The organism is uncultured Campylobacter sp. (assembly GCF_938039205.1).
Taxonomy (GTDB): domain Bacteria; phylum Campylobacterota; class Campylobacteria; order Campylobacterales; family Campylobacteraceae; genus Campylobacter_A.
The window spans coordinates 1-26,105 of record NZ_CALHVM010000029.1 but is presented as its reverse complement, the minus strand read 5'-3'; the positions used below and the strand labels follow the sequence as shown (position 1 = coordinate 26,105).

At 45.2% G+C, this 26,105-nt stretch carries 23 protein-coding genes; 12 read left to right on the top strand and 11 right to left on the bottom strand.

What is annotated here, in order from left to right:
* Nucleotides 1-5 precede the first annotated feature (5 nt).
* Genes Q0394_RS04655 through Q0394_RS04640 form a run of 4 tightly spaced genes read right to left on the bottom strand, consistent with a single transcriptional unit; the run spans nucleotide 6 to nucleotide 5,541 of the window.
* The gene (locus tag Q0394_RS04655) at nucleotides 6-1,991 is read right to left on the bottom strand and encodes a TonB-dependent siderophore receptor (RefSeq protein ID WP_298945723.1); all 1,986 of its coding nucleotides are present in this window, start codon (nucleotides 1,989-1,991) and stop codon (nucleotides 6-8) included.
* Nucleotides 1,992-2,009: 18 nt separating this feature from the next.
* Entirely contained in the window at nucleotides 2,010-3,908 is a 1,899-nt protein-coding gene (locus Q0394_RS04650) for an iron ABC transporter permease (protein WP_298945722.1), read from the bottom strand.
* Nucleotides 3,905-4,777: an ABC transporter substrate-binding protein gene (locus Q0394_RS04645; protein ID WP_298945741.1), complete on the bottom strand. Its 873-nt coding sequence runs from the start codon at nucleotides 4,775-4,777 to the stop codon at nucleotides 3,905-3,907. The genes Q0394_RS04650 and Q0394_RS04645 overlap by 4 nt, the downstream gene beginning before the upstream one ends.
* Nucleotides 4,777-5,541, bottom strand: coding sequence for an ABC transporter ATP-binding protein (locus Q0394_RS04640; RefSeq protein WP_297969120.1), 765 nt, complete (start codon nucleotides 5,539-5,541; stop codon nucleotides 4,777-4,779). The genes Q0394_RS04645 and Q0394_RS04640 overlap by 1 nt, the downstream gene beginning before the upstream one ends.
* Before the next feature lie 166 nt (nucleotides 5,542-5,707).
* Here Q0394_RS04640 and typA point away from each other — a divergent pair, with 166 nt between their 5' ends.
* The 7 genes from typA (at nucleotide 5,708) to Q0394_RS04605 (ending at nucleotide 14,677) form a co-directional block, all read left to right on the top strand.
* Entirely contained in the window at nucleotides 5,708-7,516 is a 1,809-nt protein-coding gene (gene typA / locus Q0394_RS04635) for a translational GTPase TypA (RefSeq protein WP_298792753.1), read from the top strand.
* Between the two features lie 233 nt (nucleotides 7,517-7,749).
* On the top strand, nucleotides 7,750-8,010 hold the full coding sequence (locus tag Q0394_RS04630) for a heavy metal-associated domain-containing protein (protein ID WP_298945721.1): 261 nt from the start codon (nucleotides 7,750-7,752) through the stop codon (nucleotides 8,008-8,010).
* Nucleotides 8,007-8,273 (top strand): heavy-metal-associated domain-containing protein, encoded by a 267-nt coding sequence (locus Q0394_RS04625; protein ID WP_298945719.1) that lies wholly within the window; start codon nucleotides 8,007-8,009, stop codon nucleotides 8,271-8,273. Before Q0394_RS04630 ends, Q0394_RS04625 begins: the two co-directional genes overlap by 4 nt.
* Before the next feature lie 350 nt (nucleotides 8,274-8,623).
* Nucleotides 8,624-11,134, top strand: a complete 2,511-nt coding sequence (locus Q0394_RS04620; protein ID WP_298945718.1) for a TonB-dependent receptor plug domain-containing protein — start codon at nucleotides 8,624-8,626, stop codon at nucleotides 11,132-11,134.
* 958 nt (nucleotides 11,135-12,092) lie between these two features.
* Entirely contained in the window at nucleotides 12,093-12,647 is a 555-nt protein-coding gene (locus Q0394_RS04615; protein ID WP_298945717.1) for a LemA family protein, read from the top strand.
* 249 nt (nucleotides 12,648-12,896) lie between these two features.
* Nucleotides 12,897-13,781 carry a DUF3137 domain-containing protein gene (locus tag Q0394_RS04610; protein ID WP_298945716.1) on the top strand — a complete coding sequence of 295 codons (885 nt, stop codon included), beginning with the start codon at nucleotides 12,897-12,899 and terminating at the stop codon, nucleotides 13,779-13,781.
* A gap of 104 nt (nucleotides 13,782-13,885) precedes the next feature.
* Nucleotides 13,886-14,677: a hypothetical protein gene (locus tag Q0394_RS04605; protein WP_298945715.1), complete on the top strand. Its 792-nt coding sequence runs from the start codon at nucleotides 13,886-13,888 to the stop codon at nucleotides 14,675-14,677.
* Between the two features lie 207 nt (nucleotides 14,678-14,884).
* On the opposite strand, the gene Q0394_RS04600 is transcribed toward Q0394_RS04605, so the two are convergent.
* The 7 genes from Q0394_RS04600 to Q0394_RS04570 all read right to left on the bottom strand — a co-directional run bounded on the left by Q0394_RS04600 (nucleotide 14,885) and on the right by Q0394_RS04570 (nucleotide 20,603).
* Nucleotides 14,885-15,484: a tetratricopeptide repeat protein gene (locus Q0394_RS04600; protein WP_298945714.1), complete on the bottom strand. Its 600-nt coding sequence runs from the start codon at nucleotides 15,482-15,484 to the stop codon at nucleotides 14,885-14,887.
* Nucleotide 15,485: 1 nt separating this feature from the next.
* Nucleotides 15,486-15,887, bottom strand: coding sequence for a hypothetical protein (locus Q0394_RS04595; RefSeq protein WP_298945713.1), 402 nt, complete (start codon nucleotides 15,885-15,887; stop codon nucleotides 15,486-15,488).
* A 240-nt stretch (nucleotides 15,888-16,127) separates the two neighbouring features.
* Nucleotides 16,128-17,069 (bottom strand): DUF4299 family protein, encoded by a 942-nt coding sequence (locus tag Q0394_RS04590; protein ID WP_298945712.1) that lies wholly within the window; start codon nucleotides 17,067-17,069, stop codon nucleotides 16,128-16,130.
* Between the two features lie 146 nt (nucleotides 17,070-17,215).
* The gene (locus Q0394_RS04585; protein WP_298945711.1) at nucleotides 17,216-18,496 is read right to left on the bottom strand and encodes a hypothetical protein; all 1,281 of its coding nucleotides are present in this window, start codon (nucleotides 18,494-18,496) and stop codon (nucleotides 17,216-17,218) included.
* Between the two features lie 8 nt (nucleotides 18,497-18,504).
* Nucleotides 18,505-18,768 carry a DUF493 family protein gene (locus Q0394_RS04580; protein WP_298945710.1) on the bottom strand — a complete coding sequence of 88 codons (264 nt, stop codon included), beginning with the start codon at nucleotides 18,766-18,768 and terminating at the stop codon, nucleotides 18,505-18,507.
* On the bottom strand, nucleotides 18,743-19,216 hold the full coding sequence (gene moaC, locus Q0394_RS04575; RefSeq protein WP_034964408.1) for a cyclic pyranopterin monophosphate synthase MoaC: 474 nt from the start codon (nucleotides 19,214-19,216) through the stop codon (nucleotides 18,743-18,745). The genes Q0394_RS04580 and moaC overlap by 26 nt, the downstream gene beginning before the upstream one ends.
* A 214-nt stretch (nucleotides 19,217-19,430) precedes the next feature.
* A complete protein-coding gene (locus Q0394_RS04570; protein WP_298945709.1) occupies nucleotides 19,431-20,603 on the bottom strand; it encodes a MalY/PatB family protein in 1,173 nt (390 codons plus the stop codon).
* Nucleotides 20,604-20,748: 145 nt separating this feature from the next.
* Between Q0394_RS04570 and Q0394_RS04565 the strand changes: the two genes are divergently transcribed.
* The 5 genes from Q0394_RS04565 (at nucleotide 20,749) to Q0394_RS04545 (ending at nucleotide 26,088) form a co-directional block, all read left to right on the top strand.
* Nucleotides 20,749-21,441, top strand: a complete 693-nt coding sequence (locus tag Q0394_RS04565) for a CRISPR-associated endoribonuclease Cas6 (RefSeq protein WP_298945708.1) — start codon at nucleotides 20,749-20,751, stop codon at nucleotides 21,439-21,441.
* Between the two features lie 166 nt (nucleotides 21,442-21,607).
* Nucleotides 21,608-23,374, top strand: coding sequence for a TM1802 family CRISPR-associated protein (locus tag Q0394_RS04560; RefSeq protein WP_298945707.1), 1,767 nt, complete (start codon nucleotides 21,608-21,610; stop codon nucleotides 23,372-23,374).
* Nucleotides 23,375-23,386: 12 nt separating this feature from the next.
* Nucleotides 23,387-24,328 (top strand): type I-B CRISPR-associated protein Cas7/Csh2, encoded by a 942-nt coding sequence (gene cas7b, locus Q0394_RS04555; protein ID WP_298945706.1) that lies wholly within the window; start codon nucleotides 23,387-23,389, stop codon nucleotides 24,326-24,328.
* A gap of 1 nt (nucleotide 24,329) precedes the next feature.
* Nucleotides 24,330-25,040: a CRISPR-associated protein Cas5 gene (gene cas5 / locus Q0394_RS04550; protein WP_298945705.1), complete on the top strand. Its 711-nt coding sequence runs from the start codon at nucleotides 24,330-24,332 to the stop codon at nucleotides 25,038-25,040.
* Complete coding sequence (locus tag Q0394_RS04545; protein ID WP_298945704.1) at nucleotides 25,018-26,088, top strand: CRISPR-associated endonuclease Cas3''; 1,071 nt, start codon at nucleotides 25,018-25,020, stop codon at nucleotides 26,086-26,088. Before cas5 ends, Q0394_RS04545 begins: the two co-directional genes overlap by 23 nt.
* Nucleotides 26,089-26,105 lie beyond the last annotated feature (17 nt).

The window sequence follows — 26,105 nt, the reverse complement described above, 5'->3', positions numbered from 1 at the left end:
GGAGATTAAAATTTATATTTAGCCGTTAGCGTCGCTCTGATGCCCTCGCCGTAGTAGCAATAATATCCGTCGCAACCGGAAAAATACTCTTTGTCGGTTAAGTTATTGACGTTTAGACCTACGCTTAATTTTTTATACTCGTATTCCGCCATAGCGTCTAGCAGGGTATAAGAAGGGCTTTTATAGCCGCTTGCCGAGCCGTCCGGGATAGAGCTTACGTATCTAACGCCCGCGCCCACTTTTAGGCTTTGGTCGGCGGTTAGGCTAAATTTATACGTTATAAATGAAGAGAGCGTGTTTTTAGGTATTAGAGCCGTTTGAGTTACGATATCGCCGTTTACTCCGTCGTGAGTTTTTGCGCTAAAATAATGCGTATAGGCCGCGATCCAGTTTATATCGTCGGTTAAATTTACGTTCGAGCTTATTTCTAAGCCTTTGGTTCGTTTTTTACCGGCTTGGCTTTGGATATATAGGCCCCCGACCATACCGCCCACCAGAGCGTTTTTTTCCTCTATATCAAAGTATGCAAGGCTAAATTCTCCGTCTATAAATTCTGGCAAGTATTTTACGCCCGTTTCGTATTGTCTGCCTTCGATAGGTTTGTATCCGACCGCGCTGTTGCTTCCTACGACGGGAGTAAAACTTTGAGAGTAGTTAAAAAACGGCATCAATCCGATCGCGTCGAAGTTATACATTACGCCCGCTTGATAAGTGGTTTTGGATATTTCGTAGTTATTTTTCGTGCCTAGCGTATCGGAGTCCTCTTTTAGCTTGTCGCGTCTAACGGCGGCGTTTAGGATGAGGTTGTCAAAAAGCGTCGCTTGGTTGCTAAAATAAAAGCCCAGTTGCGACTGATCTACGTCGTATCTTGGGGCGCTACTAGGTCTAGCTACGCTTACTCTATCGCCGATAGTCCAAGGCGTCGTGCTAGAAAAGCCGTAAATTCCGTCCGCTTTTATTTTTCGGTAATCAAAGCCGAACGTGGCTAAATTTTTGATGTTTTCGCCTTGAAATTCATAGCTCAAGCGGTTGTCGAACGTATGAGACTTCACGTCCGCATCGACTAACGTAACGCCGAAACTGCCCACGTATAGCGTAGCGAGCTGCTCTTTGTCTTCTTTGTTAAATTTATAGCTCGACGCGAATTTTAAATTGTCCGTAAAATTATGCGTTAGCTCGTAGCCGGCCGTATACTGCTCTCTTTTTAAAAAGTCGCTGCTTGAGCTCGGATTTACGCCGCGAGATACTTTCGTTACGTTCGGATAGGGATAAAACGCCGTCACGCCCGTGCCGTTATCTTTGGTATAGCTTGAAAGTAGCGTCAGCGTCGTTTCGTCGCCGAGCAAAAACAGCAAAGACGGAGCGATATAATAGTGTTCGTTGTGCGTAAAATCGACGTCGCCGTGTTTTTTCTCGTAATTTCCGACTAAGCGAAATTTGACCCTATCGGTAAAAAGCTCGTCGCTCGCGTCAAAGAAAATTCCGCGTTGATTTTTGTTACCGATCTTAAATCCGACCTCGGCAAAAGGCTTAGCCGTCGGACGCTTGCTGACTAAATTTATAACTCCGCCCGCGCTTGAGGCGCCGTATAAAAGCGAATTCGCGCCCTTTACGACCTCGATACTTTCAAGCCCGTAGATATCGTGCTGAGCGCCTAAATATCCGCCTTTGTAAGGCGTAGAACCGTCAAGCGTAACCGTCGCGTTAAAGCCCCTTAGCTTTAGCCAATCGGTCGTATCCAGATCCGTTCCGTAGGGATTTATGAAGCCCGCTTCGTATTTAACGGCATTATCGAGTTGGCTTGCGCCTTGTTCGGAAATTTTATCTTGCGTTATCGCAGTAGTGGTTCCGGGCTGCATAAAGTCGATTTTTCCGCTGCCTTTGGCTACAGAGCCCACGACGCTTACTTCTTCGAGAGCTACGCTATCGGCGCCCAAAGCGGCGACCGCGCTCAAACTTAAGGCTAAACCCAGCCTAAAACTATTTTTCATTTTGTCTCCTTTTAAAGTTTATTTTAATTTTCTGGCCACCGATACGAAATAGGCGCTTCCGATAATGGTAGCGACGAGCCCCGAAGGTATCTCGTAAGGAAAAATAAGCGTCCTGCCTAAAAAGTCGGCCGTTACCATCAATATCCCGCCGATAACAGACGCGGTTACGATTTGCAAGCGCGGCTTGCGAAAGCCCAAAAACGACGCTATATGCGGCGCTAGCAAGCCAACGAAACTAACCGGGCCTATGTTAAGAGCCGCTAACGCGCTTATGCCCGCGCAAAATAAAAACAGTATCGTTCGGTATCCCGGGACGTTTACTCCCAAGCTCGAAGCGGTCGCGTCGCCTAAATTTAAAAGCTCGATTTGCCTGGAATAATAAAGCGCGAATAAAACGCTAGCTACTGCCGCGATAAATAGAGCAGCAGCCCACGCTGTCGTAACCGAATAGGTACTCCCCGACGCGTAGCTCATAAAGTTATAAATCCTACTATCTCCCGTCGCGAGCAAAATTTTCTCTACTGAGCTAACAAACGCCATTATAGCTATGCCCGTTAAAATCACCTTGTGCGGCGACATTTCGTTTTTGTAGTTTACGGCTACGGTAAAGCAAAGCATGGCGCAAGCGCCGGCGATACCTAGAGGCACGGTCAAAAACGGCGCTAAAAACATAGCCGCCAATACGCCAAGGCTCACGCCGGAATTTATCCCCAAAAGCTCGGGAGAAGCCATTTGATTTTTGCTTAGACGCTGTAAAACCGTTCCCGCGACGCCCAGTATCACGCCACTAAAAAGCGCGGCCGCTACTCGGTTTATACGCACGCTTAGTATCTCTTGGCTAAAATTTCCGACCCCGAAAAATAGCGAAAACAAGCAGGCCGCGACCAAAACGGCTAAAATAACGGGCAATACGAAAGCGGCGTTTGCTTTTACTGCCGAGCCCGCGTCGCCGTCTTTTGCGGATACTTCGTTTTTATGGACTCCGCGTATTATCAGCCATAAAAGCAAAGGCGCGCCTAAAAACGCGCTTATGCCTCCTGCCGGTAAATTTACGCCCGTTAAATTTAAAATCACGATCAAAATTTCGTCCGTAACGCCCAAAAGCAACCCGCCGCACAAGCCGCAGCAAATTAGCTTTTTTGCGAAATTATCGAATTTAAATCTATCTGCTAGCGTATAAGCCCCAAGCCCTACGAATGCGATGATGCCGACGAAAGCTACCGTCAAAGCGGTGAGATAAGCGGCTATCAAAAGCCCCGTCGCGCGTATTAAATTTACGTTTACGCCAAGAGCCTTGCAAGCGCTATCGCCCAAAACAAAAAGGTGAAACGAGCGAGAAAAATATAAAATAGCCGCTAAAGCCGGCAAAAAATAAACTAGCATGGAGTAAAAATTAAACGCGCCGTCTTGCGCCAAATCCCCGCTCATCCAAACCGCGACGAAAAAGCTCTCTTCTTGAAAAAAGAGCATTAAAAGCGAGGTCAAAGATCCGAAAAATAAACCGATTATAAGTCCCGATAGCGTCGTGGTAAATACCGAAAATCCGCGCCCCGAAGATAATGCGAAAAGTATCGCTAGCGCCGCGACCGCGCCGACGAAAGAGCTCGCGACGGCGCTAAGTTCCAGATGCGGAAAGAAAAGAGCGCCCGCTAGCATAAAAAATCCCGCGCCGCTACCTACTCCGAGCGTACTATCGCTTGCTAGCGGGTTATGCGTTATTTGCGCCATCAAAGCCGTAGCCGTAGATAAAAACAGTCCGCTTAAAAACGCGACGCCTATTCGCGGCAAAATATAATTTAAAACGACTAAATTTTTGACGTTTTGGCCGAAATCTTCCAGTAAAATCGCCTGCGAGGCGACTGCGGCGATACCCAAAACGACGAAAGCGACCGAAAAAATCGTAAGTAGTTTTTTCATTTTCGCGGATCTTGATTTAGGTTTTGAGCCAGCTGCGTAGCAAAGCGCCGCATGCTTAAAATCGAGCCTGCGCTCCAAATCGGACTCGTCTGAATACTATTTTCAAAAAATCCTAGAGCTCGAAACAGCCCGTTAAATTTAAGCTCGCGCTTAATATCGAGCGGATTTGGTTCGACGATAACGAGTCGCGAGTTTTTAGGAAGCTTAAAAAGCGAAGTGATCGGCACCGTGGCTATACCCCACAAATTAAACGTAAATTCTTTAGGCGCGGCGTTTTTTAGCCCCATTTTTTTCAGGCTTACTCCGTATATGCTGTTTTCTCCGTAAATTCTCAAATGCTTGCTGTCTATAAACTGGATCGTCGCGATAGGTTCGTTTGAAAAACGCGCGAGCTCGGCGCGTAAATTTTTAAAAAATTCTTCGTTTTCTCGTATGAGATTTTGCGCTTCTTTTTCTCTTTTTGCGATTTTGGCGATACGATGCGTCGCGTCCAAAATATTTTCGTATAAATCCCCTTCTTTATACGCGTCTATGACCTCTACTCGCGCGTATTGGGCTAGGGCGTTTTTGTTAAATTCAAAAAAGGACGGGATGATGATAAAATCGGGCTTTAGCTTGATTAGCGCTTCTAGATTGGGCTGCATTCTAAGCCCTAGATCGACTGCGTTTTCTACGCTTGGTTCTTTGACCCAAATTTCATAGTTTCTTTTATCTCCGATAGCCGCTACGTCGTATCCGATAGACCTCAATATCTCCGCCGCCGTCCAGTCTACCGCTACGATTTTAGGGCTTAAATTTTCCGTTTCTTGGGGTAAATTTCGAGCGATTAAGGCGGTAAAAGTAAAAATAAATACGAAAAAAGCGCGCATCAAAAAACCGCCGCTAGTCGGTTTTGGGTAGGATGAGGAACGATGCTCGCCTTTACGCCGTAAATTTGCGCCAGGCGCTCGCTGTTCATTATCTCTTTTGCATCGGCGTTAAAGATCACCTCGCCCTTTTTCAAGGCTATGAGATAATCGCAATACGTAGCGGCTAAATTTATATCGTGAATAACGATAATAACACCTTTTTTGAGCTCTTTGCCCAGCCTGGAAATAAGTTGCATAACCTCGATCTGAAAAGAGATATCAAGCGGAGCCAAAGGCTCGTCTAAAAGCAAAAAATCGCTTTGTTGAGCCAGTAGCATCGCCAAAAACAACCTAGAACGCTCGCCGCCGGATAAGGTGCGCACCTCTTGGTCTTTAAATTTAAGCGTTCCGGTCGTTTCCAAAGCCTCCAAAACTATGCGTTCGTCGTTTTTTTCGTCGCGCAAAAAGCCGCTTTGATGAGCGTATCTGCCCATCGATACGAGCTCAAATCCGCTAACGTCGGCCGCATCGGGTAAATTTTGCGGTAAATACGCGAGCTTTTTGGCAAAATCTTTAGCGCGATATTCTTTGATATTTTTATCCAGCAAAAGCACTTGCCCGGAATATTTTTTTTGCTGATTGGCTAAAATTTTAATAAGAGAAGATTTTCCCGAGCCGTTATGCCCGATGAGTCCGTAAATTTTACCGCTTTTGAATTCTAAATTTATTTGATTTAGTATCGTTTTGTTTGAGATTTTAAAGCCGACGTTTCGGGTTTTCAACATAAATTTACCTTAGGGCGTTTAATTGATATTAAATATTATAACCGTATAAAGCTAAATGTTAGATTAAATTTCGGTTATAAATTTTTTTTTAGCAAGTTTTGGGTATAATCGCTATCTTATCAAAACGCGTATATCCGCGCTTTAAAAGTTTAAAACGGAGAAAAATTTGGAAAAGATACGAAACATCGCCGTCATCGCTCACGTCGATCACGGCAAAACTACGATGGTTGACGAGCTTTTGAAACAATCGGGTACTTTTAACGAGCACCAAGCCGTCGGCGAACGCGTGATGGACAGCAACGATATCGAGCGCGAGCGCGGTATTACGATCCTCTCGAAAAACACCGCGATCCGCTATAAAGACACCAAGATCAACATCATCGACACCCCGGGCCACGCCGATTTTGGCGGCGAGGTAGAGCGCGTGCTAAAGATGGTCGACGGCGTTTTGCTGCTCGTAGACGCGCAAGAAGGCGTAATGCCGCAGACTAAATTCGTCGTGAAAAAGGCGCTCTCGCTCGGCCTTCGCCCGATCGTCGTCGTAAATAAAATCGACAAACCCGCAGCCGATCCTGATCGCGTGATAAACGAGATTTTTGACCTTTTTGTAGCGCTTGAGGCAAACGACGAGCAGTTAGAATTCCCGGTCGTTTATGCAGCAGCTAGAAACGGCTACGCAAAGCTAAATTTGGCCGACGAAAACGTAAATATGCAGCCGCTTTTCGAGACGATCTTGTCTCACGTTCCGGCTCCTAGCGGCGATATAAACAACCCTTTGCAGCTTCAAGTTTTCACGCTTGATTACGACAACTATGTCGGTAAAATCGGCATTGCTCGTATCTTTAACGGTAAAATTTCTAAAAACCAAAACGTAATGCTCGCTAAAGCCGACGGCACGAAAACGACGGGTAGGATTTCAAAACTCATCGGCTTTTTGGGCCTTGAGCGCCGCGACATTGACGAGGCGCAGGTGGGCGATATCGTAGCGATAGCGGGCTTTGAGGCGCTGGACGTCGGCGATAGCGTCGTAGATCCAAACTCCCCTATGCCGCTTGATCCGCTAAAGATTGAGGAACCTACGCTTAGCGTCGTATTTAGCGTAAACGATAGTCCGCTAGCGGGCACCGAGGGCAAGCACGTAACCTCAAACAAACTCGACGAACGTCTAGCTAGCGAGATGAAAACCAATATCGCGATGCGCTACGAAAACATCGGCGAGGGTAAATTTAAGGTTAGCGGCCGCGGCGAGCTGCAAATCACGATTTTGGCCGAAAATATGCGCCGCGAGGGCTTTGAGTTTTGTCTCGGACGTCCGGAAGTTATCGTCAAAGAGATCGAAGGCGTGCGCTGCGAGCCGTTTGAGCTACTAGTATGCGACGTGCCGGACGAGTTTAGCGGCACCGTGATCGAAAAACTCGGACGTAGAAAGGCCGAGATGGTCTCGATGAACCCGACCGGCGACGGACAGACGAGGATCGAGTTTGAGATCCCTGCGCGCGGCCTAATCGGCTTTAGAAGTCAGTTTCTGACCGATACGAAAGGCGAGGGCATCATGAATCACAGCTTCCTCGAGTTTCGACCGCTCATCGGTAGCGTCGAGCACCGCAGCAACGGCGCTCTGGTGTCGATGGAAAACGGCGTGACGCTAGCGTATAGCCTCTGGAACTTGCAAGATCGCGGCGTACTTTTCGTCGATCCGCAGACTAAGACCTACGTGGGTATGATCATCGGCGAGCATAGCCGTCCAAACGATCTCGACGTAAACCCGATCAAGGGCAAAAACCTAACCAACGTACGCGCTAGCGGCTCTGACGACGCTATCAAGCTCGTACCGCCTAGAAAACTAAGCCTAGAGCGCGCTCTGGAGTGGATCGAGGAGGATGAGCTGGTCGAAGTTACGCCGACAAACATACGCGTACGTAAACGCTATCTAGATCCTACTATGCGCCGCAGAATGGCAAAAACCAAAGAATAGTTTTATAAATTTAGCCTGCAAATTTGAGCTTTTTGCGGGCTAAATTTTGCTTCTTAGTTTCCTCGCAATATTTTTTCACCCGCTTTAAATCCGCTCAAATTTGACGTCAATCTTTAATTTTAAATATAAGAAAAAAGTAAGTTATATTACATTTTAATATAAATAAAAATAATAAATATATAAGAAATATAGTGATACAATTTCATATCAAATATTATTTTCAAGGAGCGATGATGAAGAAAATTTTACTTTTGGCGGCGATTTGCGGCAGCATTTTTGCAGAGCAAACCTACGAACTAAACGTGCCGAATATGAACTGCGGCGGCTGCGCTAAGAAAATCGAAGATGCCGCAAAGGGCGTCAAGGGCGTAAAAAGCGTGAGCTTTGATCTAAAAAGCAAGGACGTAAATATTACCGCAGATAGCGGCGCAAACGTGATGGACGTAGTGCGCGCCATCCAAGCCAAAAAATACAAAGTCGGTATCAAAGAATGAAAAAGCTAGCTCTAGCGCTGGTGCTTTGCACGGCGGCCTTTGCGGACAAGACTTTAGTTTACGAGATCCCAAACATGGCCTGCGTGAGCTGCTACGAAGTCATCACGCAGACGTTAAATACGCTTAAGGGCGTGAAGAAATTTGATGTAAATTTGGAGGCTAAAACGGCCGACATCGTCGTCCAGGACGACTTTGCGGAAAATGCGGTCGTAGAAGCGCTCAAAAAGCAGGGCTATCAGGCGGTTTTAAAATCTGAAAAATAACGCCTGCGCGGGACAAATTTAGCTCTTAGGCGGTTTTTATATTTTTAGCAAAAGCGCCTTTAGAGCTTAGCAAACCTGCTTGGCGTAGCTTTTTTAAGCGGCGAATAAATTTAGGCGGCGTTTTTTATTTAAATTTGCGGTTTAAACGCGTGTTTAAAAAACAAAGCCTAATCGCTGCGAGGGCAAATCGCAAATAGCCGCCTTTTTACAAACTTTGCGGCGTAAATTTAGCCGAATTTAGCAACCGTTCAAAACTAAAACGTAAGGCGAGTAAAATTTATCGCCGCCTAAAATACGCGGTTTTGACGCAAACGCCCAAAACCGACGAATAAATTTAACTAAGGATAATTATGAAAAAAACGGCTAGTCTTTTCGTGGCGGTCGCAGCGTTAAATTTGCCGCTTTCGCATTTGGCCGCGAGTCGCGACGCCCATCAAGGCTCTTTAAATTTAACCGCTTTAAAGGCGTTAAATTTAAGTACGCTAAACGCCGCGGAGGTCGTGCTAGATAAAGTCGAGGTCAGCGCCGACGCCAACACTACGAAAGAACCAGGAAAACTAACGCGCGCGGATATGGATCTGATAACGTCTAAAAATCACGGCATAACCGATCTTTTAAAGGGCAATCCAAACGTCGCCTTTAGCGCGAAAAACGCCAAAAGCGTGCGCGCGGGCGAGCTGGCTCCGCAAGATATCAGCATAAACGGCGCGAGCTACTATCAAAACAACTTTACCCTAGACGGCGCAAGCATAAATAACGACCTAGACCCTAAAAAACGCACGTGGAATAACCACAACAACCCCTGGAGCGACAGCACGATAGGCTCGCAAGCTATGAGCGTAGATACGGATCTGTTAGGTAGCGTCGAGGTGCTAGATAGCGCGGTCTCGGCTAGATACGGCGGCTTTCAAGGAGGCGCAGTAAATGCTAAAACCAGAGACCCCAAAAGCGGCTTTCACGGCGTGCTTAGCTACTCTTATACGGGCGGGGATTGGAGCAAAATTTATAAAGACGCCTCCGCCGAGCAAAGATACGACGACGGCGATCTAGCCGATATGAGCGACTTTAAAAAGCGCAGATATAGAGTCGGCGCAGAGGGGTATTTGACGCAGAATTTCGGCCTTTTGCTAGACTACTCGAGGCACCGCTCCGTCATAGAAAACCACTACAACAAAAAACAGATAAATCAAAATTTATACTCGTTTCCGGACGACAGGCAGACTAATGATAATCTTTTCGTAAAAGGCGTTTGGGGCGTGAGCGATAAATTTACGCTAAAGCCGAGTTTTTTGTACTCCAGGCTAGATAACTACACCTCCGCCAAGCGGTACCTAGACTCCCAGCTCACGCTAAAATACGGCGGTTACGTCGCAACGCTCGAGGCGCAGGCTGATCTTGAGGGAGTATTTTTAGAGCAGACGCTTAGCTACTCCGCCTCGCAAAACAGCCGAGACTATGAGCATGATACCGAGTATTATACCTACAAATCCTCAAACGTCAAAAACTGGAGTACGAGCGGGAGTGCGGGCATCGGCGGGTATAACGACTTTACCCAAAAGCAGAATACTCTCTCGTATAAATTTGATGCGAGCATGAAAGAATTTGACGCTTTTAGCGCGGTGCATCTGATAAAATCGGGCTTTGAGCTAACTAGGCAAATCGGCGGTTACGAGATACCCAAAACCTACGTTCACAACAGCATCCCAAAGTCGCTAACGGGCGCGTGCGAGCCGGGGGATAAAACTTGCGTCATAGACGATAGCTTCGCATCCCAGGGCGCGGTCGGTCAATATCTATCGAAAAAAATCTACTACTACGCCGTAAAAACCAAGGCTACGCAAACCAATCTCGCCCTTTATCTCGAAGACGAGATGAGGTTTGGCGCGTTTAAATTTCGCCCCGGACTTCGCATCGAGCGAAACGGCGATAATAACGACGTAAATTTGGCCCCGAGGTTGCTAGCCGAGTATGAATTCGCGGATAAAAATTTTGTAGGACTCGGGTTAAACCGCTACTACGGACGAAATTTTTTCGCGTACAAGATGTATAACGGCATCTATAAAATGAGTAAAACTTGCACTAGAGGTTCATACGGCGCACCCTACGTGTGCGGCGATTACGATAGCGACCGTTACCCGATCAGAGGGCTAAAGACGCCTTACGACGACGAATTTAGCGCGTATTATCGCGGCGACGTCGGCAACGCGAGGCTAAATCTCAAATACGTAAGACGCCAAGGCCGCGACGAAGTAGCGATGAAATACGTAAGAGAGCCGCTAGCAGGCTACGGAAACGGATATTCTATATTTACCAACGAGGGGCAAAGCAAGCGCGACATCGTAACCTTAAGCGCGGCAAACATCGCTCCGATCGAAATTTGGGGCGTAAAAAACGATTTTGAAGGCTCGCTAAGCTTTACTAAGCAAAGCAGGAGCTTTATGGATTACGAAGACGACGAGATGAATGACGACGTCTCGTATAACGGTAAAATCATCAAAAAAAGCGAACTACCTGTCGTTGATTACCATGTGCCTTTTACCGCCAAATTTCGCCACTCGGCTAAATTTAGCGGCTTTAGCGTTTCAAATTTCATAAACTATACGAGCAAAACGGACGCGCTACTAGGCGGCTGGAATAGGGCGCGCGGGATGTACGTCTACGAGCGCCAAAAGCTACCCGCATACGCGACGTGGGATATGCGTATAGGTTACGAAAGGCGGCTGGCCGGCGATTTTCGAGCGTTTATAAATCTTGACATAAATAATCTTTTAAACAAAAAATTTATCGCCTCAAACGAAGGTAGCTACTACGAGTACGGCCTTGGCCGCAACTTTTGGCTGGAAGCGGGTATGAAGTGGTGATTTGCTAGGATTTATCCCGTAATTTATCGCGCAAGACGCGGTAAAAGCGGGTTTGCGGCAAACTTTGCGAGCTTTAAAAGGCTAAAGCACTCTGGTTTAGTTTTTATACGCGCCCTAAATTTGCGTCTTTTGGCTAGTTTTGGTTTTTGCCTTACGGCGCAAAGTCGCAAATTTGCCGTTTGTGCGCGGCGCAAATCCGCGCTTTTGCCTTCTTGGCTTTCTAGTAAGCGTAAATTTGCCTACTTGCAGCCGGCAAAATAGCTAAATTTTGCATAAGGCGCGAGCGGTAATTTCCTTGCCTAAACGCAAAACGCGCGGGGTGGATTTGGCGGCTCGGCGATTTGCTGTTTAAAGCCAGTTTTGCTCTTGCGGCTTAAAACTCTAAAACCGCGAGAAAGTGGGGTTCGTGCTCCTTTTGGCGTGTTTAGAAACGCTATTTTTGCTCTTGCGGCTTAAACGACGCAAAATTTGCGATGATTTAGCCGTTAGCTCGCGTAAAATCACCCTCAAAAAGATACGAATTTATCGTGGCAAAGGGCTATGTCGCCCGTGTAGGCGAAAATTTATAGGCTAGATTTTACCCGCCTATCGCCGCTGCCCGGCATGACCTTGCGCCGAGTCGTTTTTGTCTGCGCATATCTGCTTTGATTTTTGTTTAAAAATAAGACTCAATTCGCCCGTAACGCAAAGTGCACAAACGGTTTATCCAAAAGCGTATTTTGCGTTTTTAAGCCTAAATTTAAGCGCAAAAATCGGCCGCAAGTCTTTATTTTACGGCAATTAGCCCTTTTATCCGAGATTTGCTCGCAAAGCGGCTTTTGCAAGGGTAAGCGAAATTTAGCATTTTGTTAGCAAATCCCGAGCTACCTGGCATCTAGCGCGGCAAAAACGAGTATAATTTTCCGGTTTCAGCAGCTTTTTGATATAATCAAAACAAAAGTTAAATCAAAGGAGTAAAATGTACATCGTCCTAGGCATTATCGCCGTTCTCGCGCTCATCGTCATCTCAGTCTACAACTCGCTAGTCGGCAAGCGCAACCAAGTCTCAAACATCAGATCAGGCGTCGATACGCAGCTAAAAAGACGCTTTGACCTCATCCCAAACCTCGTCGCCACCGTCAAGCAGTATCTCACGCACGAGCGTGAGCTGCTAGAAAACATCTCCGCGCTTAGAAGCGGCATCCAAAAGGCTGCGGGCGACGAGCAGAGATTTGCGCTAAACGGCGAGCTGTCAAATCTAATCTCAAAGTTAAACGTCGTCGTGGAGAGTTATCCTGAACTAAAAGCAAACGAAAACGTAATGCACCTACAAAAAACGATAAATGATATCGAGGAGCAGATCTCCGCCGCGCGCCGCGCATACAACGCCGCAGTGACTGATTACAACAACGCTGTGGAGATGTTTCCCTCAAACCTCGTCGCTAGCTGGGCGAGGTTTCATAAGGCGGCGTTTTTCGAGGTGCCGAAAGGTCAAGACGATCCGCACGACGTGCACGAGCTTTTTAACCGCTAAATTTGCGTTCGCTTCGTCAAATTTATAGTTAAATTTGAGCGCCTAACCGCACTCTTTAAAATGCAATCAGGCTTTGTCGGCTCGTCAAATTTGAATGTAAAAAGCGGCGCGGGCGGTAAATTTGAGCCAAATTTGATCCAAATTTAAAACGCCGCGGCCCGCAAAAAAGAGCTTAAATTTAAGCGGTTTAAAACGCAAATTTAAAGACGAAAGCCCGTAAAATAGCCAAATTTACAAAAATGGCGCTAAATGAAAACAGGAGCAAAAATGGACGATCTGGTCTTGCTAGAGCTTGAGCGGCAAAAGGTTTTACGTTCGCTTTTTAGGCTAAAGCTCACCTGCTTTTTTGTCGCTACGGCGGTGGCTTGGCTGCTTTATCTAGCTGCGCAAAACGCCGCTCTTAGCGCGGGTGCGTTTGTGGTCTGCGGGGCTACGATGTACTATTTTTTAGAGAGTATTTTTACCGATAGTTTTACCTTTAAATTTAAGCGAAAGGTCGTGAGGAGCATCGTGGAGGACTGCGGCCTGACGTATTATCCGGGCGACTACGTAGAGAGCGATTATCTTTATATGATTTACGATTTTGACATCGATAAATACTCGGGTAACGACCTGATTTTCGGGCAGATAGAGGGCGTGCGGGTCAAATTTAGCGACGTAGAGGCGATAAGCATCAAAGAGGATCTGCACGGAAACGAGACGCACAGGATACTTTTTGCGGGGATTTTGTTCGTTGCCGATTTTCCTAAACGACTAAAGGGCGTCACGCAAATTTGCAGCGGAACGGATGATTTTAGGGACTACGGCGGCAAGCGCGCGAGGATGGACGACGCGGAGTTTGAGCGGCTATTTCGCGTCTATACGACCGATCAGATCGAGGCTAGATACGCGCTCACGCCTAGCCTGATGGAAAATTTAAAACTGCTAAAAACGAGATTTCACCGCCCTATAAACATCGTGCTAGTCGGCGATAAGATCTGCATGGCGATCCGCACGGGGCGCGATAACTTCGAGCCCGATCTGCGCCGTCCGCTCGTGGGCAAAGGGGCGAATAGATTTTACAAAGACGAGATCGGCGGCTTTTTGCGTATCGCCGAGGAGCTGCGGCTAAACCGTAAAATTTGGCTGGACTAGGGAGCGCGGCGTCAAATTTGATGGGTGGCACAACCCGTACCTCAAAAATGCAAACGAGCGGGTTAATCTAAAACAGGGCGGCAAAAACGCAAAAAGGAGAGTTGTTGAAGGGCGTAGCGATAAACGAAACGACGATAATCGGCGATGACGGGAAGTACTATAAATTTAGTTTCGAGGACGTGCGCTCGGGGCGACCTAGCGGCGGCGAGCGAGCGGCGTTTCGGCCTGACGGGGCGTTTGCGAGAGATGTATTTGTGATCGCAGACGAGGGCGAAAAGCGCGCGGTAAAGGATACCAGAAGCGAGGAGACGAAGGCTGCGCTAAAAGAGAGTGCGGCGTTTGATCGGGCTAGGATGCTAGGTATCGCATCGGGCATCGTGCCGGCCGTGATCAAGATCTACGCGTACTTTATCGCTAGCTACGGGGGACTAGCACTACAGATCGCGGATAACCTCGCTGTCATAGCAGCCGCGCTGCTAACCTACGCGGCGCTAGGCGGAGTCGCCAGGCTCGCTCATAGCGAGGATCTGCACGTAAACTACGGAAAGGCGATGATCGTGATGTTCGTCGCTCACGTCACGGCGACGCTGGCATCGTATATGGCGAACGCGGCTCATCCGCTCGCCAAGCTAGTCGCCGTCATAGCGCTACTACTGCTGAGCTACGTCGCGTTCGTGTGGGGCAAGGTCTTTTTCGAGCTTGCGAGACTAACTAGAAACGAGCTTTTTCGCGTCTACGTTTGCACGTTTTTTGCGGGCGAGCTGCTGTGGGCGAGCGGTGTTTTGGCGGTATTTGGCTTCTTTTTGCTCGTGGCTTCGTTTTTCATCTACATCGCGGCTTGGGTGAAAACGGACAAGGTCGGCGAAGCAAAAGACGCGGGGCTTTTTATCTATTAAATTTGACTCGGATTGGGTTTTAAATTTACCCAAATTTGAGTGATTTGGTAGAGGCGAAGTCGGTAAACCAATCGCCAGTATCGACCGGTTTACTAAAAACTAATTTTGAGCTCAAGCGAGCCTAAATTTATTCTCCCGGATAGCCCGAGTCGCCGCTACCAGACGGATAAAGTCGGTATCGTCAAAACTCAGGTAGCCGCGCACTAGCTACTGCAATCTCTCTAGTGCCCTTTTGGCGTATTTGTTACCTTGCGCCGCTCCGCGCTTGTAAAACTCTATGGCCTTATCCATATTCCTTGCGACGCCGTAGCTGTTCTCGTAACATATAGCTAGATCGGTTAGAGCCTGAGGATCGTCATCGGCAACGCCTTTTTGGATGTAGACGAGCGCTTTTTTATAGTCTTTTTTAAAGTGTATTCCGTTTAGATACATATTTCCTAGCATTGCGTCCGCGCCCGTGTCGCCTAGTTTGCTTGCCTTTTCAAGGGTCTGCGCAGCTAGCTTATAGTCCGTCATGCGGTAGTATATCCGCGCCATATTCGAGTGAGCGAGCGAATCGTTTAGCCCCATGGCTTTTTTGTACCACTTTACGCCTTCGCCGATATTGGACATCCTCACCTCGTATAGGTAGCCTACGAGCGTGACGGCTCTAGCGTCGCCGCCATCGGCCTTTGGCTTGATAAATGCCAACGCTTCTTTGTATTTTCCGCTATCGTCTAGCGCTATAAATTTATCGTAATCCTCGTTAGAGAGCCCAAACGCCGCAGTGATCGCAAACGCGCATAATGTTATTACCGTCTTTTTCATCTTAGTTCCCCAGTACTAGCAGGTCTTTAAATTTATGCTTGACGCTCCTTATCGCGTCTCCGTCCTCGGTGTGGTTAGTGATATAGCCGTCTTTGCCGGTAGTAAAGTAAACAAAGCCGCAGGTGCTGTAGTTCACACCCGTTACGCTGCAACCCCAGAAGTTGCACGATCTTTCTACCGATAGTACTTCGCGCGGTTCGTACTGCATATAAAATTTGTTCGAAAGCATACCTATCTCGATATGCGACCAGCCGCCGGAGTACCTTTCCATATCTAGGATATGGCGGCCTTTTAGCTGAGTTAACTCTTTGTTTTCTAGAAATATATTAGAGGGGCCGACGCCGTACGTAGTGCATCCGCCTAGCAGGAAAGCGCATAAAAGCGGCAGGAAAATTTTTCGCATTTTTGATCTCTTTTGATTTTTGCGCTTGATTTTATCTAAAGGTACGGCGCAAGTCAATATTTTGGGTTTGCGGTTAAATTTACAGCCTTGCGGAGTTTTAAATTTGACGCCAAATTTGATCTATCTTGCGTCAAATTTGGCTTCATTTCGGAGCAAAAAGGCGGGCAAATTCGGCTAAAATTTAACTCTGCCGCCAAATTTACCGCACGGCAGGCAAATCGCCGCCGTTAGCTAAACAGCTTAGTCCGCCAGCTCCTCTTTGCCGCATTTTGCGATTAGCTCGTCAAATTCTGCCTTGTCAAACGCGCTTACGACGATATTTTTAGCGTCGATAAATTTGTATTTATCTCTCGGCAAATTTTGGATGAAACTTTCATATTTCAGCGTCGCTAGGATTTCGTATTTTTCCTCATCGTCGCCCTCTCCGCCAAATATCGCGACCGACCAGCGCGCGACTTTCTCATCGCCCAGCATTTGTAAATTTTTATACTCCACGCTAGGTTCATACGGCAGCACAGTAACGACGCCTTGCGACAGGACGTAATCTCCGCTGATCTCGCCGCTATCGTTCCTGCGATAAAACATCTGATTTGCAAAATACGCATCCAAATTTTGGATATCGGTTACAAATTTGCCAAATTCGTCCGCTGGATCCTTCGCGCCCATGATGCGAGCCATGATCTTTTTATCAAACGACACTTCGTTTCTTATGCCGTAAATAGTGCTGATTTGCGCCTCTTTTTGCAAATTTTGCTCTATCGCCTCTAGTCCCGCGCGTATGTCGTGCTCATAGTTAAAGCTTTCAATATTTTGCGCGCTAAATTTCTCGCCGTCCTCGCTCACGATTTCGCCATCCATTTTTAGGGCCAGGTTTTTTAGATACTCTAGCGCGATTTTCCAGTCCGTGCGGGTGCTTGGCGTGCCGATGCGGACGTTGTAGGCGCCGTCTTCGTATCCGATCTCAAAGCCGCGCCCGCTAAGCCCGTCCGTGCCGGCAACGAGGCAGTCAAACTCGTCAAGCTTCGCGCCATAAAAGCTATCTGCGTCAAACTCCTCGTCGTCTTCATCGGCGTTAAACTGTGATAAATTTGGCACCAACCGCAGCGCCTCCTCCACGCTCATCACGGGCGCAAGGCCGACTAGAAACTTCTTTTTATTTTTAACAAAAAAGGTGATACTCATTTTTGATCCTTTGGGGTTAAATTTGACTTTCGCGGCGTTTTGGCGGAGTCAAATTCGAGCGCAAAATTACCGCGTCAAATTTGCCGCCGTTTGTAGCAGGCAAGTAAATCCGGGCGCAAATTTAAGCATACGCGCCCAAATTTGGCTCACTCGTCTTTTTTCTCATCCTCTTTTTTGCCGATCTTTTCTTTAGCGGTTTTTATGAGATTTTCGGCGGCTTTGTAGAGCTTCTCGCCTAGTTCTTTTGATTTTGCTTTGAGGTTTTCGCCGATCTCGCTAGCACTTATCTCGGTTAGCTTCTCCTCGGTTCGTTTTTCAAAGTCGCTGATCTCTTTCTTTAGCGCTTCGATGCGTTCTTTGGCGTTAAAATTTTCTTTAAGCTTATCGCCGGCTTGACCGACTTCGCGCTTTAGCTCCTCAAATTTAGCTCCGGCAAGGCTAGCGAATTTATCGATATTTTCGTTAAATTTTAGCTCCTCTAGCTGAAGCTCGATCTGGCGCGAAACGTCGTTTTGCAGGCGCTTAAATTTGGCGAAGTAGCTATCTATGGACTCGTCTAGGATTTCGTTTATCACGGCAGCAGACGGCTCATCTGAGCGCGCCATATCGCGCAGCATCGCTACAAATCTCTCCTCGAGCCTTACAAATTCTCTAGCCTCGCCAAGCAGCGTCTGGCCGTCCGGGGCAAATTTGATCTCCTCGATAAACTTCTCCGTCCTCTTGCTAAGCGCCTCTTTTACGCCTCCGATCGCGCCGCTTATTAGCTCTTTGGCAAAGGCCTGATCGACCTCTGCTAGCTCGGTCGCCGCCTCGCAGACCGTTCTTGCGATCTCCAGGATGCGCTCTTTGCTGGCTTCACCCTCGTTTATCGCGCTAAGCACGACGTTTTTGGCAATTTGCTCCACCGTGTCTTTCACGTCGTCGCCCTTTTCGATCGCGGTTAGAAACGCCGCCTCGGTGGTTTCTTTTAGGATTCCCAGCATTTGTAGCTCACAGAGCATTTTTTCGTCTATCGCGGTTAAAATTTCATCTTTATCCGCCAGGTCGCTGCTTTTTATGAAATTTTCCATATTTTCAAGCAGCGCGCGAACGTCATTTTTGATCTCGTCTTTTTGCGCGTAAATTTGCCGCTCGATCTGCTCTTTTTCGTAGATCAGGCGGTGGATATACTGCTCTTTTGCCTCGCTGAGCGCGTCGCCCGCGCTTTGGATGAGGTTGGCGACGTTTTGGCGGTTTAGCAGATCCTCGCCCTTTAGCGCCTCGCAAATTTGCTCAAACTCTTCAGCTAGAGCCACGTTTTCGTCGCCGTTTTTTGCGCCTTTGACGCTTTTTCTAAACTCGCTTAGCGCAAATTCCCTGATCAAAACGGAAATTTGCGGGTCGTTTTTGTTCTCTTTTATGGTTTGGATGAAGACTAAATTTTGCATGGAAGTCCTTATAGTACGTATTTGCAAACGCGTCTTAGCGCGGAAAAAATTTCTAATCGCTCCTGGTTAGAATTAACCAAAACGCTTAGATTGTAGCTTTTGTATTTGCTCTCTTTGCTCGATTTTGACGGCGTTACCCTGTGTTGCCTCTCGCCTACGACGCCCTGCACGATAGCTTCGGCGTTATCACTATCAAGCACGATGATTTTGTATTCCCAAAAATTTGGATAGATGATTTCTGGTTCTTTATTTAGATCGCACGTAGTCGCCACTTTTGCCTCCGCTCTTGCTTTCTAGCGCAATATCTGTTATCTGCATGGTTTTATCTATCGCTTTTATCATATCGTAGATCGTTAGTAGCCCGACGCTAACGCCTGTTAGAGCCTCCATCTCGACGCCTGTTTTGCCGTCTATCTTGACGCTAACGGTTAGCTTGTAGGCGCAGATTTGGGTTAGCTCCTCGATGTCGCAGTTTATGCCGCTGATTAGCAGCGGATGGCACATCGGGATGAGTTCGCTCGTCTTTTTCGCGCCCATTATCGCACCTACGACAGCGGTTTGCAAAACTGGGCCTTTTTTGCCCGTGTTGTTTTTGATCGCGTCAAAGGCTTCGCGCGACATTTTTATGATGCCGCTTGCTACGGCTATACGCGTAGTTACGCCCTTGTCGCTTACGTCGACCATTTTTGGGCGGTTGTTTTCGTCTATGTGAGTTAGCATTTTCGTCCTTTCGCCTGAAACGCTAAATTTGCTTAAATTTGAGCTAGGCGTGGTAAATTTATGAGAAGGATTATAACTAAAAAAGCTTAATGAATGAGACAAAAACGCCCCGGCAGGGGGAGCCGAGGCGCCGTTACAAAAAGGAGGTTTTCTTGTCGGACGCGCAAATCATACCAAAAAGGTCTAAATTTTATCCCAATTTTTCGTAAATATATTATTCCCTGCTTTTCGCGTAGGCTAGAGCGCCTGATTTTAGGCGTTTTAGCCCCTCCAGTACGCGCGATCTTTGCGTGGCGATATTAAGGCGCAGGAAGCACTTCTCGGCACCCCTATACGCGTTGCCGTCGTTTAGCCAAAGCCCCGCTTTTTGGCGTAAAAATTTATGAAAATCGCTCGCGTCGTCGCAAATTTCGCGGCAATCAAGCCAGAGCAGATATGTGGCGTCCTGCTCTACAAGCCTGATCTGCGGTAGTTCGTTTTGCAAAAAATCGCTCACGATTTTACGGTTTTGCTCTACGTATTCGCGCATCTCGTCCAGCCATGCTTCGCCTTGCTCAAACGCCGCGATCGCCGCGATACAAGAAAACGCATTGCCCTCGCCGACCTCGTCGTCGTTGATGGCCTTTGCCATTTTGGCGCGCAGTTTTGGGTTCGGCACTACAGCGGTGGAGCTTTGCAGGCCCGCGATGTTAAAGGCTTTAGTCGGCGAAACGCAGGTGATCGAGATGTTTTTGCAAGTCTCGCTCGCGCGGATAAACGGCACGTAGTTTTTGCTAGGGCTCGTGATGTCGCAATGTATCTCGTCAGAGATCACCAAAACGCCGTGTTTAGCGCATAGTTCGCCGATTTTGGCTAGCTTTTCCTCGCTCCAAATTTTACCGACGGGATTGTGCGGGTTGCAAAGGATAAACATCGTCGTTAGCGGATCGGCGAGCTTTTCTTCTAGGTCGGTAAAATCTATATCGTAGCCGCGCCCGTCGTAGGCTAGCTCGTTTGCGAGCGCGACTCTGCCGTTGTTTTCGATGCTGCGGTAAAAGACGTGATAGACGGGGCTTTGGATCACGATTTTATCGCCCACGCTCGTAAATTTGCGCACGGCGGAGCTAATGATCGGGATCACGCCCGTGCAAAAAATCAGCCAGCTCGGGTCAAATTTGACGTCGTGGCGCCTGCTCCACCACGAACAGATGGCCTCGCTCCACTCCTGCGGCACGTACGAGTAGCCAAAAACCCCGTTGTCTAGGCGCTTTTGCAGCGCTTCTAAAATTTCGGGCGCGACCTTAAAATCCATATCCGCCACCCACATCGGCAGTTCGTCGCCGCTTGTTTTCCATTTCGACGAATACGTCCCGCCTCGCTCTACAGGCGCGTCAAAATCGTATTTCATTTGCTCTCCTTGTGTGATTTTTTCGGATATTTTAGCGAATTTGACGGATAAAATTTGAAATTTCGCAGCATTTTTGTGCAAAACCGATTTTTAATGCAATACTTTTTATAATTGCATTAAAAAATTAGCAAATTTAAGGATAAAAATGCTCACGATAACCTCACGTTTGCCAAGCGCAAATTTAAAAATTTCAAAGGCGCTGCCCCAGCTCATCCAGGGCTACATCTACCGCTATCTGCCAAGCGCCGAGCACGAAGGATATAGGCACGAGCCGAGCGGCAAAATTTTTAAACGAACGAACTTTGACTTTCGTTTAAATGGCTCAAAATTGCGGATCAGATTTACCTCGTATGAGCCGGAATTTGAAAAAACAATCGCGCTTGCCGTGCTAAAAGACGGGTTAAACTTGGGCGAGCTTTGTCTGTGCGATACGACGGTGGCGGTGAGTGAGCATAGAACTGCACAAAGCGAAGCGGTGCTGCAAGGCTGTGTGGCATGCGCGGTAGGCGGACTTTTGGGGCATAAAATTTACCTGCAGCCGCAAGACTCCAGGCATCTTGAGATGATGAAAATAAACGCCTTGCAAAGATTTGAAACGCTTACCGGGCGCAGATACGAGGGCGAATTTGAGCTAAATTTGCTCTGGCAAAATTTGCAAAATCCGTTTAATTTTTACTACGGCAACAACCGCTCGCCGGTTCAGGCTTGGCAAGCGAAATGGAAAATTTGCGCGCAGCCTGAGCTTATAAATTTGATCCTTGATGTGGGCATTGGAAGCGGATGCATGAACTGTGGAGCAGGGTTTGTGGAGATAGCAAAGGAAAAGCAAGTTAAGTAAAATATAAATTTAAAAGCCTATAAGGAGAACAAGTAATACTTGCTTTTCAAAGAGTATTTTATAAAAACATACTCAAAAAATCAAGTAAAATCTATGTAAATTATAATAACTTGATATCAAAGATTGCTTGCAGTATAATTATGCCAACTTAATTTAGGGGAATCTCTTGGGCGATATAGTTAAAATTTTCGCCGACATAGGCGAAATATATCAAAAAGACGAAAAGCGTCTCAAAAACGAAGCCTACAAATACGACACGATCAAAGCGTATCTCTGCGACATAGAAACCAAGCAAATAGAACCGAATTTAAACATAAATAAAGACGATCTGATAATATGTAGGTTTGGCGTAGGCGCAAATTCCGGTAATCTTTTTCCAAATTCTCAATTTTTATCCAAAGAAGTAAATAAAGACGAAGCTAAATTTATAAAAGGCGTTTCGAGATCGGTTTCAAATTTGCTCTCATTTTTTGAGCCGAGCAATATAGAAAATGACGCTATTTTGTCTATATTATCAAGCATAAATGAAGAATATTTTGCCGATATTATAGATGAGATCAAAGGTCTTGATGAGCTAAAAAAGGAAAAAGGCAAAAAAGTCGCTACTTTTTTCTCGCTCTCATACAAGGGCAAGCCCGTTTCTGCCTATTTTAAACAAATTTTTGAAAATCGTATCAGCGTAAAAGAGCAAAAATCGTCCTATGGATACGATATTTTGACAAATGAAAAAGGTATCGGTGGTGATGCAAATTTGGCATTTTGCTCGGTAAATGAGATGCCTGCTAATATGCAATTTATCAAGTCAAAACTACTGCCGCTAAGCACCATTAGTGCAAAAAAAGTAGAAAACGGCTTTAAAGCGATAAAAGATAAGCTATCGCATAATTTCTACGGTATGAAGATGGCGATTTTGCCGACGATTTTAGATAGTTCGGTAAATTTAGAAGAGATCGTAAAAATACTTGAAGAAACTTCAAAGAGCGATATGAAAAGTATTGAAATCGCCGAAGAAGTTATAAAATTTAGCATAAATGATTATCTTGAGATCGCTGCTAAAAAACAGGAAAATTTACCGGTTTTAAATACGATTTTATTTTATACGCAAAGCAACGCAGCTATCGATTTAAAGCTTGCGATAGATGACGTTTTGCCCTCTTTTATCTCTAAAATTTCAAATTTGATGAGTGATTTTAATATAAAAGCTTTCTATGAAAAAAACAGCGGAACCGATGAGACGATATATCTTCAAAATTTGTTTGAAGATAGGCTAAGCGTGATGAATTTTTTGCTGTCGCGAAATAAATTTGATTTAGAAATTATGATAGAAAGATATAGCGATCTGATTTGTTATGGTAGCGTCAATAAGGACTATGCGGATAAATTAGGGTGGAGTAAATATTTTAACGATTTTTACAGGCAAAGAACGATTGATGTTATTAAAAAATATCAGAATTTTTTTAACGAGATCAATGTGTTAAATAAAAAACTAGTGTTTCAAAAGGAGTGCGATTTGGAAAATTTAACCGATAAAAAAGAACTGATTAAAGAGCTAATCAAAAATAGCGAATTTTTAAATCAAGATGACGCGCTTGCAAGCGCTTATTTACTCGGTATGCTAAGCGCAGCTCTGATAAACTGGCAGCTCGGCGTTAACGGCGGCGTATCGTTTAGCAACTGGCTCAATGACTGCGGCTCGATAAGTAGGGAAAATTTGGAGCGAATTTGGACTAAGTGCGATGAGATGATTAGAAAGCTTAAGGCAGCTTCTGGCAAATCAAATTCTAACGTTGAAAATATAAAAGAGTGTTTGATTGAAATTTTACCGCAAGTTTTTTTTAGAGAAGGCAAGATAGTAAAAAGCTCTCATACTACGCTTGCTTTTGCTATGGGCGGGAGTGATTATCGCAAATTTCTAAAAGATAAAACGAAATAAAAGGAGAATAAAATGCAGAAAAAAGAGATACTTTTTTTGTGGGATGGAGAGAATTGGAACCCAAACGGCGATATGCTAAAGGATAACGCTCCTAGGTATGATGATGAAACCGGCATAGCCGAAGTAACGGACGTGCGCATAAAAAGAACTATCAGAGACGAGATTATGAAAAAAGACGAGGCGTCGATTTTTATAAAGGAGTATAGGATAGAAGATGCCGTACTAGACGCTAAAACAGCGATTAGACAAAGCATAAACATAAAGCAAAGTAAAAGCGAACTGCAAAAAGAAATTTTGTCTAAATTTATCGATATTCGCGCATTTGGCGGCGTCTTGCCGATTTCGGATAAAGACGAGATGAAGCAGGATAAAGAGATAAAAACCGCGGGCGTTCAGTTTACCGGTCCGGTGCAGTTTAGATTAAGCAAATCCCTAAACAAGGTTGAGATAGAGTACGTAAGAGGAACCGGCGCTTTTGCTAGCGATTACGATCCAAACGATCCTAAAAAACAAAAAGATCAAGCGACTTTTAGAGAGGAAAAATTTTTAAGATACGCTATTTTTGCTACTTACGGCATTATCGATAATTATAATGCGGCAAAAACGGGCTTTAACGAAGCCGATGAGGCTAAAATTTTAAAAGCTTTGTGGCACGGTACTAAAAACTTAACGACTCGCTCTAAAATCGGCCAGACTCCAAGGTTTATGCTAATCATAACGTATAAAGACGATACGTTTGCGGGCGATCTAAACAATAGCATAAGCCTAAAAAGCGAAAAAGAAGATAGGGCGATAAGAAGTATCAACGAATACGCTATCGACTTTACAAATTTAAAGAATAAACTCGCAAGATATGCTACAAATATAGAAAAAATAGAGTATATGAGCGATTATGATTTTGAAGCAAAAAACAAAGAAAATTTTGATAGTAGCTGGAAAAAGATAGAGGCGTAAAATGAGCATTATTGCCTTTAGATTGTTCGGCGATTACGCTCATTTTTCGCATCCGGCGACGATTTATTCTAGCCTAACCTATCCGGTGCCGCCAAAGACCGCTATAATGGGCTTTTTAGGCGCCGTTATAGGCGAGGAGGAGTATTTTAAGCTATCCAGTATCAAATACAGCGTAAAAATAGATAGGCAAATTTTAAAAAAGAGTTTTGTTTTTAACGGCATAAAATTTGCCCTCTCAAGCAATATGCACATAGAGGAAGGCTATCAAAACGCAAAGGAGAGAAAGCAATTTTACAGAGAGCTCATCTGCTCGCCGTCTTATGTCGTATTTTTAAATTTAGAAAATTTAGAGCAAAGCTACCGGGATAAAATAATTTCAAATTTAAAAGAACACAAAACCGCCTTTACGCCGTATCTTGGGATAAACTTTTGTATAGCCGATTTTAGCTGGATAGATATAAAAATATGCGAAAAAATATCGCAAGATGAAAGCTTTATAGATACATTTACGCTTATGGAAGATTTTGTTTTTGATGGTATTAATGAAAATGCGAAATTAACTACGGCTAAAATGCCTTGCGACTGCGAAAATGGACGAATTTTTAAAGATTTTAAAGACTTTGTAATGGAAATAAACGGCAAAGAAGCTATAAAATCTAAAAATCACGGAAATATATACCAGATAAACGATGAAAGAGTCTATTTTATTTGACGAGTTTTGGTCTCATCCAAATAAACTTTTGGAAAATCATATAAAAAATATGATCTCTGCTGGCGATGAAGAGTTGGATAAACAGGTCAAACTCTATCACGATATCGCAAAACTAAAAAATAATTTTCAAATTTACATCAGAGATACCTCAAACGATAAGCTGGATAAAAACCACTCATTTCTGTCGGCATATTTTTTCTTGCTAAACTCAAAATTTGATGAAATACCGACTCTATTTGGCTTTCTTGCCATCGTTTCGCACCACGGTGACGCGATAAATTTAATGACGCTAGCTCGAGAGGCTAATAAATTTTTTAAAAATTCAAAAGAGCTAGAATATTGGGAAGAAGTAGCTAATGCCGCAAAAAATACCCAGGTTTATTCGGGATTGTCTACAAAAAAAGATGAGTTTTTGGGTAGAGCCGAAAAACTTCGCCAATACTTAATTTTATTGCAGTATAAACACAAATTTACTTATGAGGATTTCATAAATTTCAAAAGCCTATACTCAAATTTGGTTTATAGCGATAAATTTGAGGCTATCTTTAGCATGCCAGAACGGGAAACCAAAGATATACCGATAGATGTTTTAGAGTGCGATATCAAAACATTACCGCCAAATAAAAAGCGAGATGAGTTTAGAAAATTTGTTTTAAACAACTTTGACGAAAATCACAAACTTTTTACTTTGACTGCGCCTACTGGCTACGGCAAGACCTTGACTGCTCTAAATTTTGCCTTGAAATTTAATAAATCTCGCATAATTTATGCGCTTCCTTTCACTTCGATAATCGATCAAACCTACGATGTTATCGCGAAAATTTATAAAAATAGCGATATTTCGGTTGGCAAAGCTCACCACAAAACGACGATAGACGAAGAAAATCTAACCGAGGAGGATAGGTATTCTAAGATCAAATTTTTGATGGAATCTTTTAGTGGAGAGATAAACATAACTACGCTTTATCAGCTGATATTCGCGCTATTTGGCAATAAAAACAAAGACAACGTCAAAGATTTTAAGATAAAAGTCAATATGTCTTTTTGATAATACAATGCTGTGAG

Bases quoted from the DNA above. Each gene is read 5' to 3' on its own strand.
- moaC (WP_034964408.1), bottom strand. From the start codon at position 19,216: ATGCTAACTCACATAGACGAAAACAACCGCCCAAAAATGGTCGACGTA.
- cas7b (WP_298945706.1), top strand. From the start codon at position 23,387: ATGCAGAAAAAAGAGATACTTTTTTTGTGGGATGGAGAGAATTGGAAC.
- Q0394_RS04600 (WP_298945714.1), bottom strand. From the start codon at position 15,484: ATGAAAAAGACGGTAATAACATTATGCGCGTTTGCGATCACTGCGGCG.
- Q0394_RS04650 (WP_298945722.1), bottom strand. From the start codon at position 3,908: ATGAAAAAACTACTTACGATTTTTTCGGTCGCTTTCGTCGTTTTGGGT.
- Q0394_RS04615 (WP_298945717.1), top strand. From the start codon at position 12,093: ATGTACATCGTCCTAGGCATTATCGCCGTTCTCGCGCTCATCGTCATC.
- Q0394_RS04640 (WP_297969120.1), bottom strand. From the start codon at position 5,541: ATGTTGAAAACCCGAAACGTCGGCTTTAAAATCTCAAACAAAACGATA.
- Q0394_RS04655 (WP_298945723.1), bottom strand. From the start codon at position 1,991: ATGAAAAATAGTTTTAGGCTGGGTTTAGCCTTAAGTTTGAGCGCGGTC.
- cas5 (WP_298945705.1), top strand. From the start codon at position 24,330: ATGAGCATTATTGCCTTTAGATTGTTCGGCGATTACGCTCATTTTTCG.
- Q0394_RS04610 (WP_298945716.1), top strand. From the start codon at position 12,897: ATGAAAACAGGAGCAAAAATGGACGATCTGGTCTTGCTAGAGCTTGAG.
- Q0394_RS04565 (WP_298945708.1), top strand. From the start codon at position 20,749: ATGCTCACGATAACCTCACGTTTGCCAAGCGCAAATTTAAAAATTTCA.
- Q0394_RS04570 (WP_298945709.1), bottom strand. From the start codon at position 20,603: ATGAAATACGATTTTGACGCGCCTGTAGAGCGAGGCGGGACGTATTCG.
- Q0394_RS04645 (WP_298945741.1), bottom strand. From the start codon at position 4,777: ATGCGCGCTTTTTTCGTATTTATTTTTACTTTTACCGCCTTAATCGCT.
- Q0394_RS04625 (WP_298945719.1), top strand. From the start codon at position 8,007: ATGAAAAAGCTAGCTCTAGCGCTGGTGCTTTGCACGGCGGCCTTTGCG.
- Q0394_RS04630 (WP_298945721.1), top strand. From the start codon at position 7,750: ATGAAGAAAATTTTACTTTTGGCGGCGATTTGCGGCAGCATTTTTGCA.
- Q0394_RS04585 (WP_298945711.1), bottom strand. From the start codon at position 18,496: ATGCAAAATTTAGTCTTCATCCAAACCATAAAAGAGAACAAAAACGAC.
- Q0394_RS04620 (WP_298945718.1), top strand. From the start codon at position 8,624: ATGAAAAAAACGGCTAGTCTTTTCGTGGCGGTCGCAGCGTTAAATTTG.
- Q0394_RS04545 (WP_298945704.1), top strand. From the start codon at position 25,018: ATGAAAGAGTCTATTTTATTTGACGAGTTTTGGTCTCATCCAAATAAA.
- Q0394_RS04590 (WP_298945712.1), bottom strand. From the start codon at position 17,069: ATGAGTATCACCTTTTTTGTTAAAAATAAAAAGAAGTTTCTAGTCGGC.
- Q0394_RS04595 (WP_298945713.1), bottom strand. From the start codon at position 15,887: ATGCGAAAAATTTTCCTGCCGCTTTTATGCGCTTTCCTGCTAGGCGGA.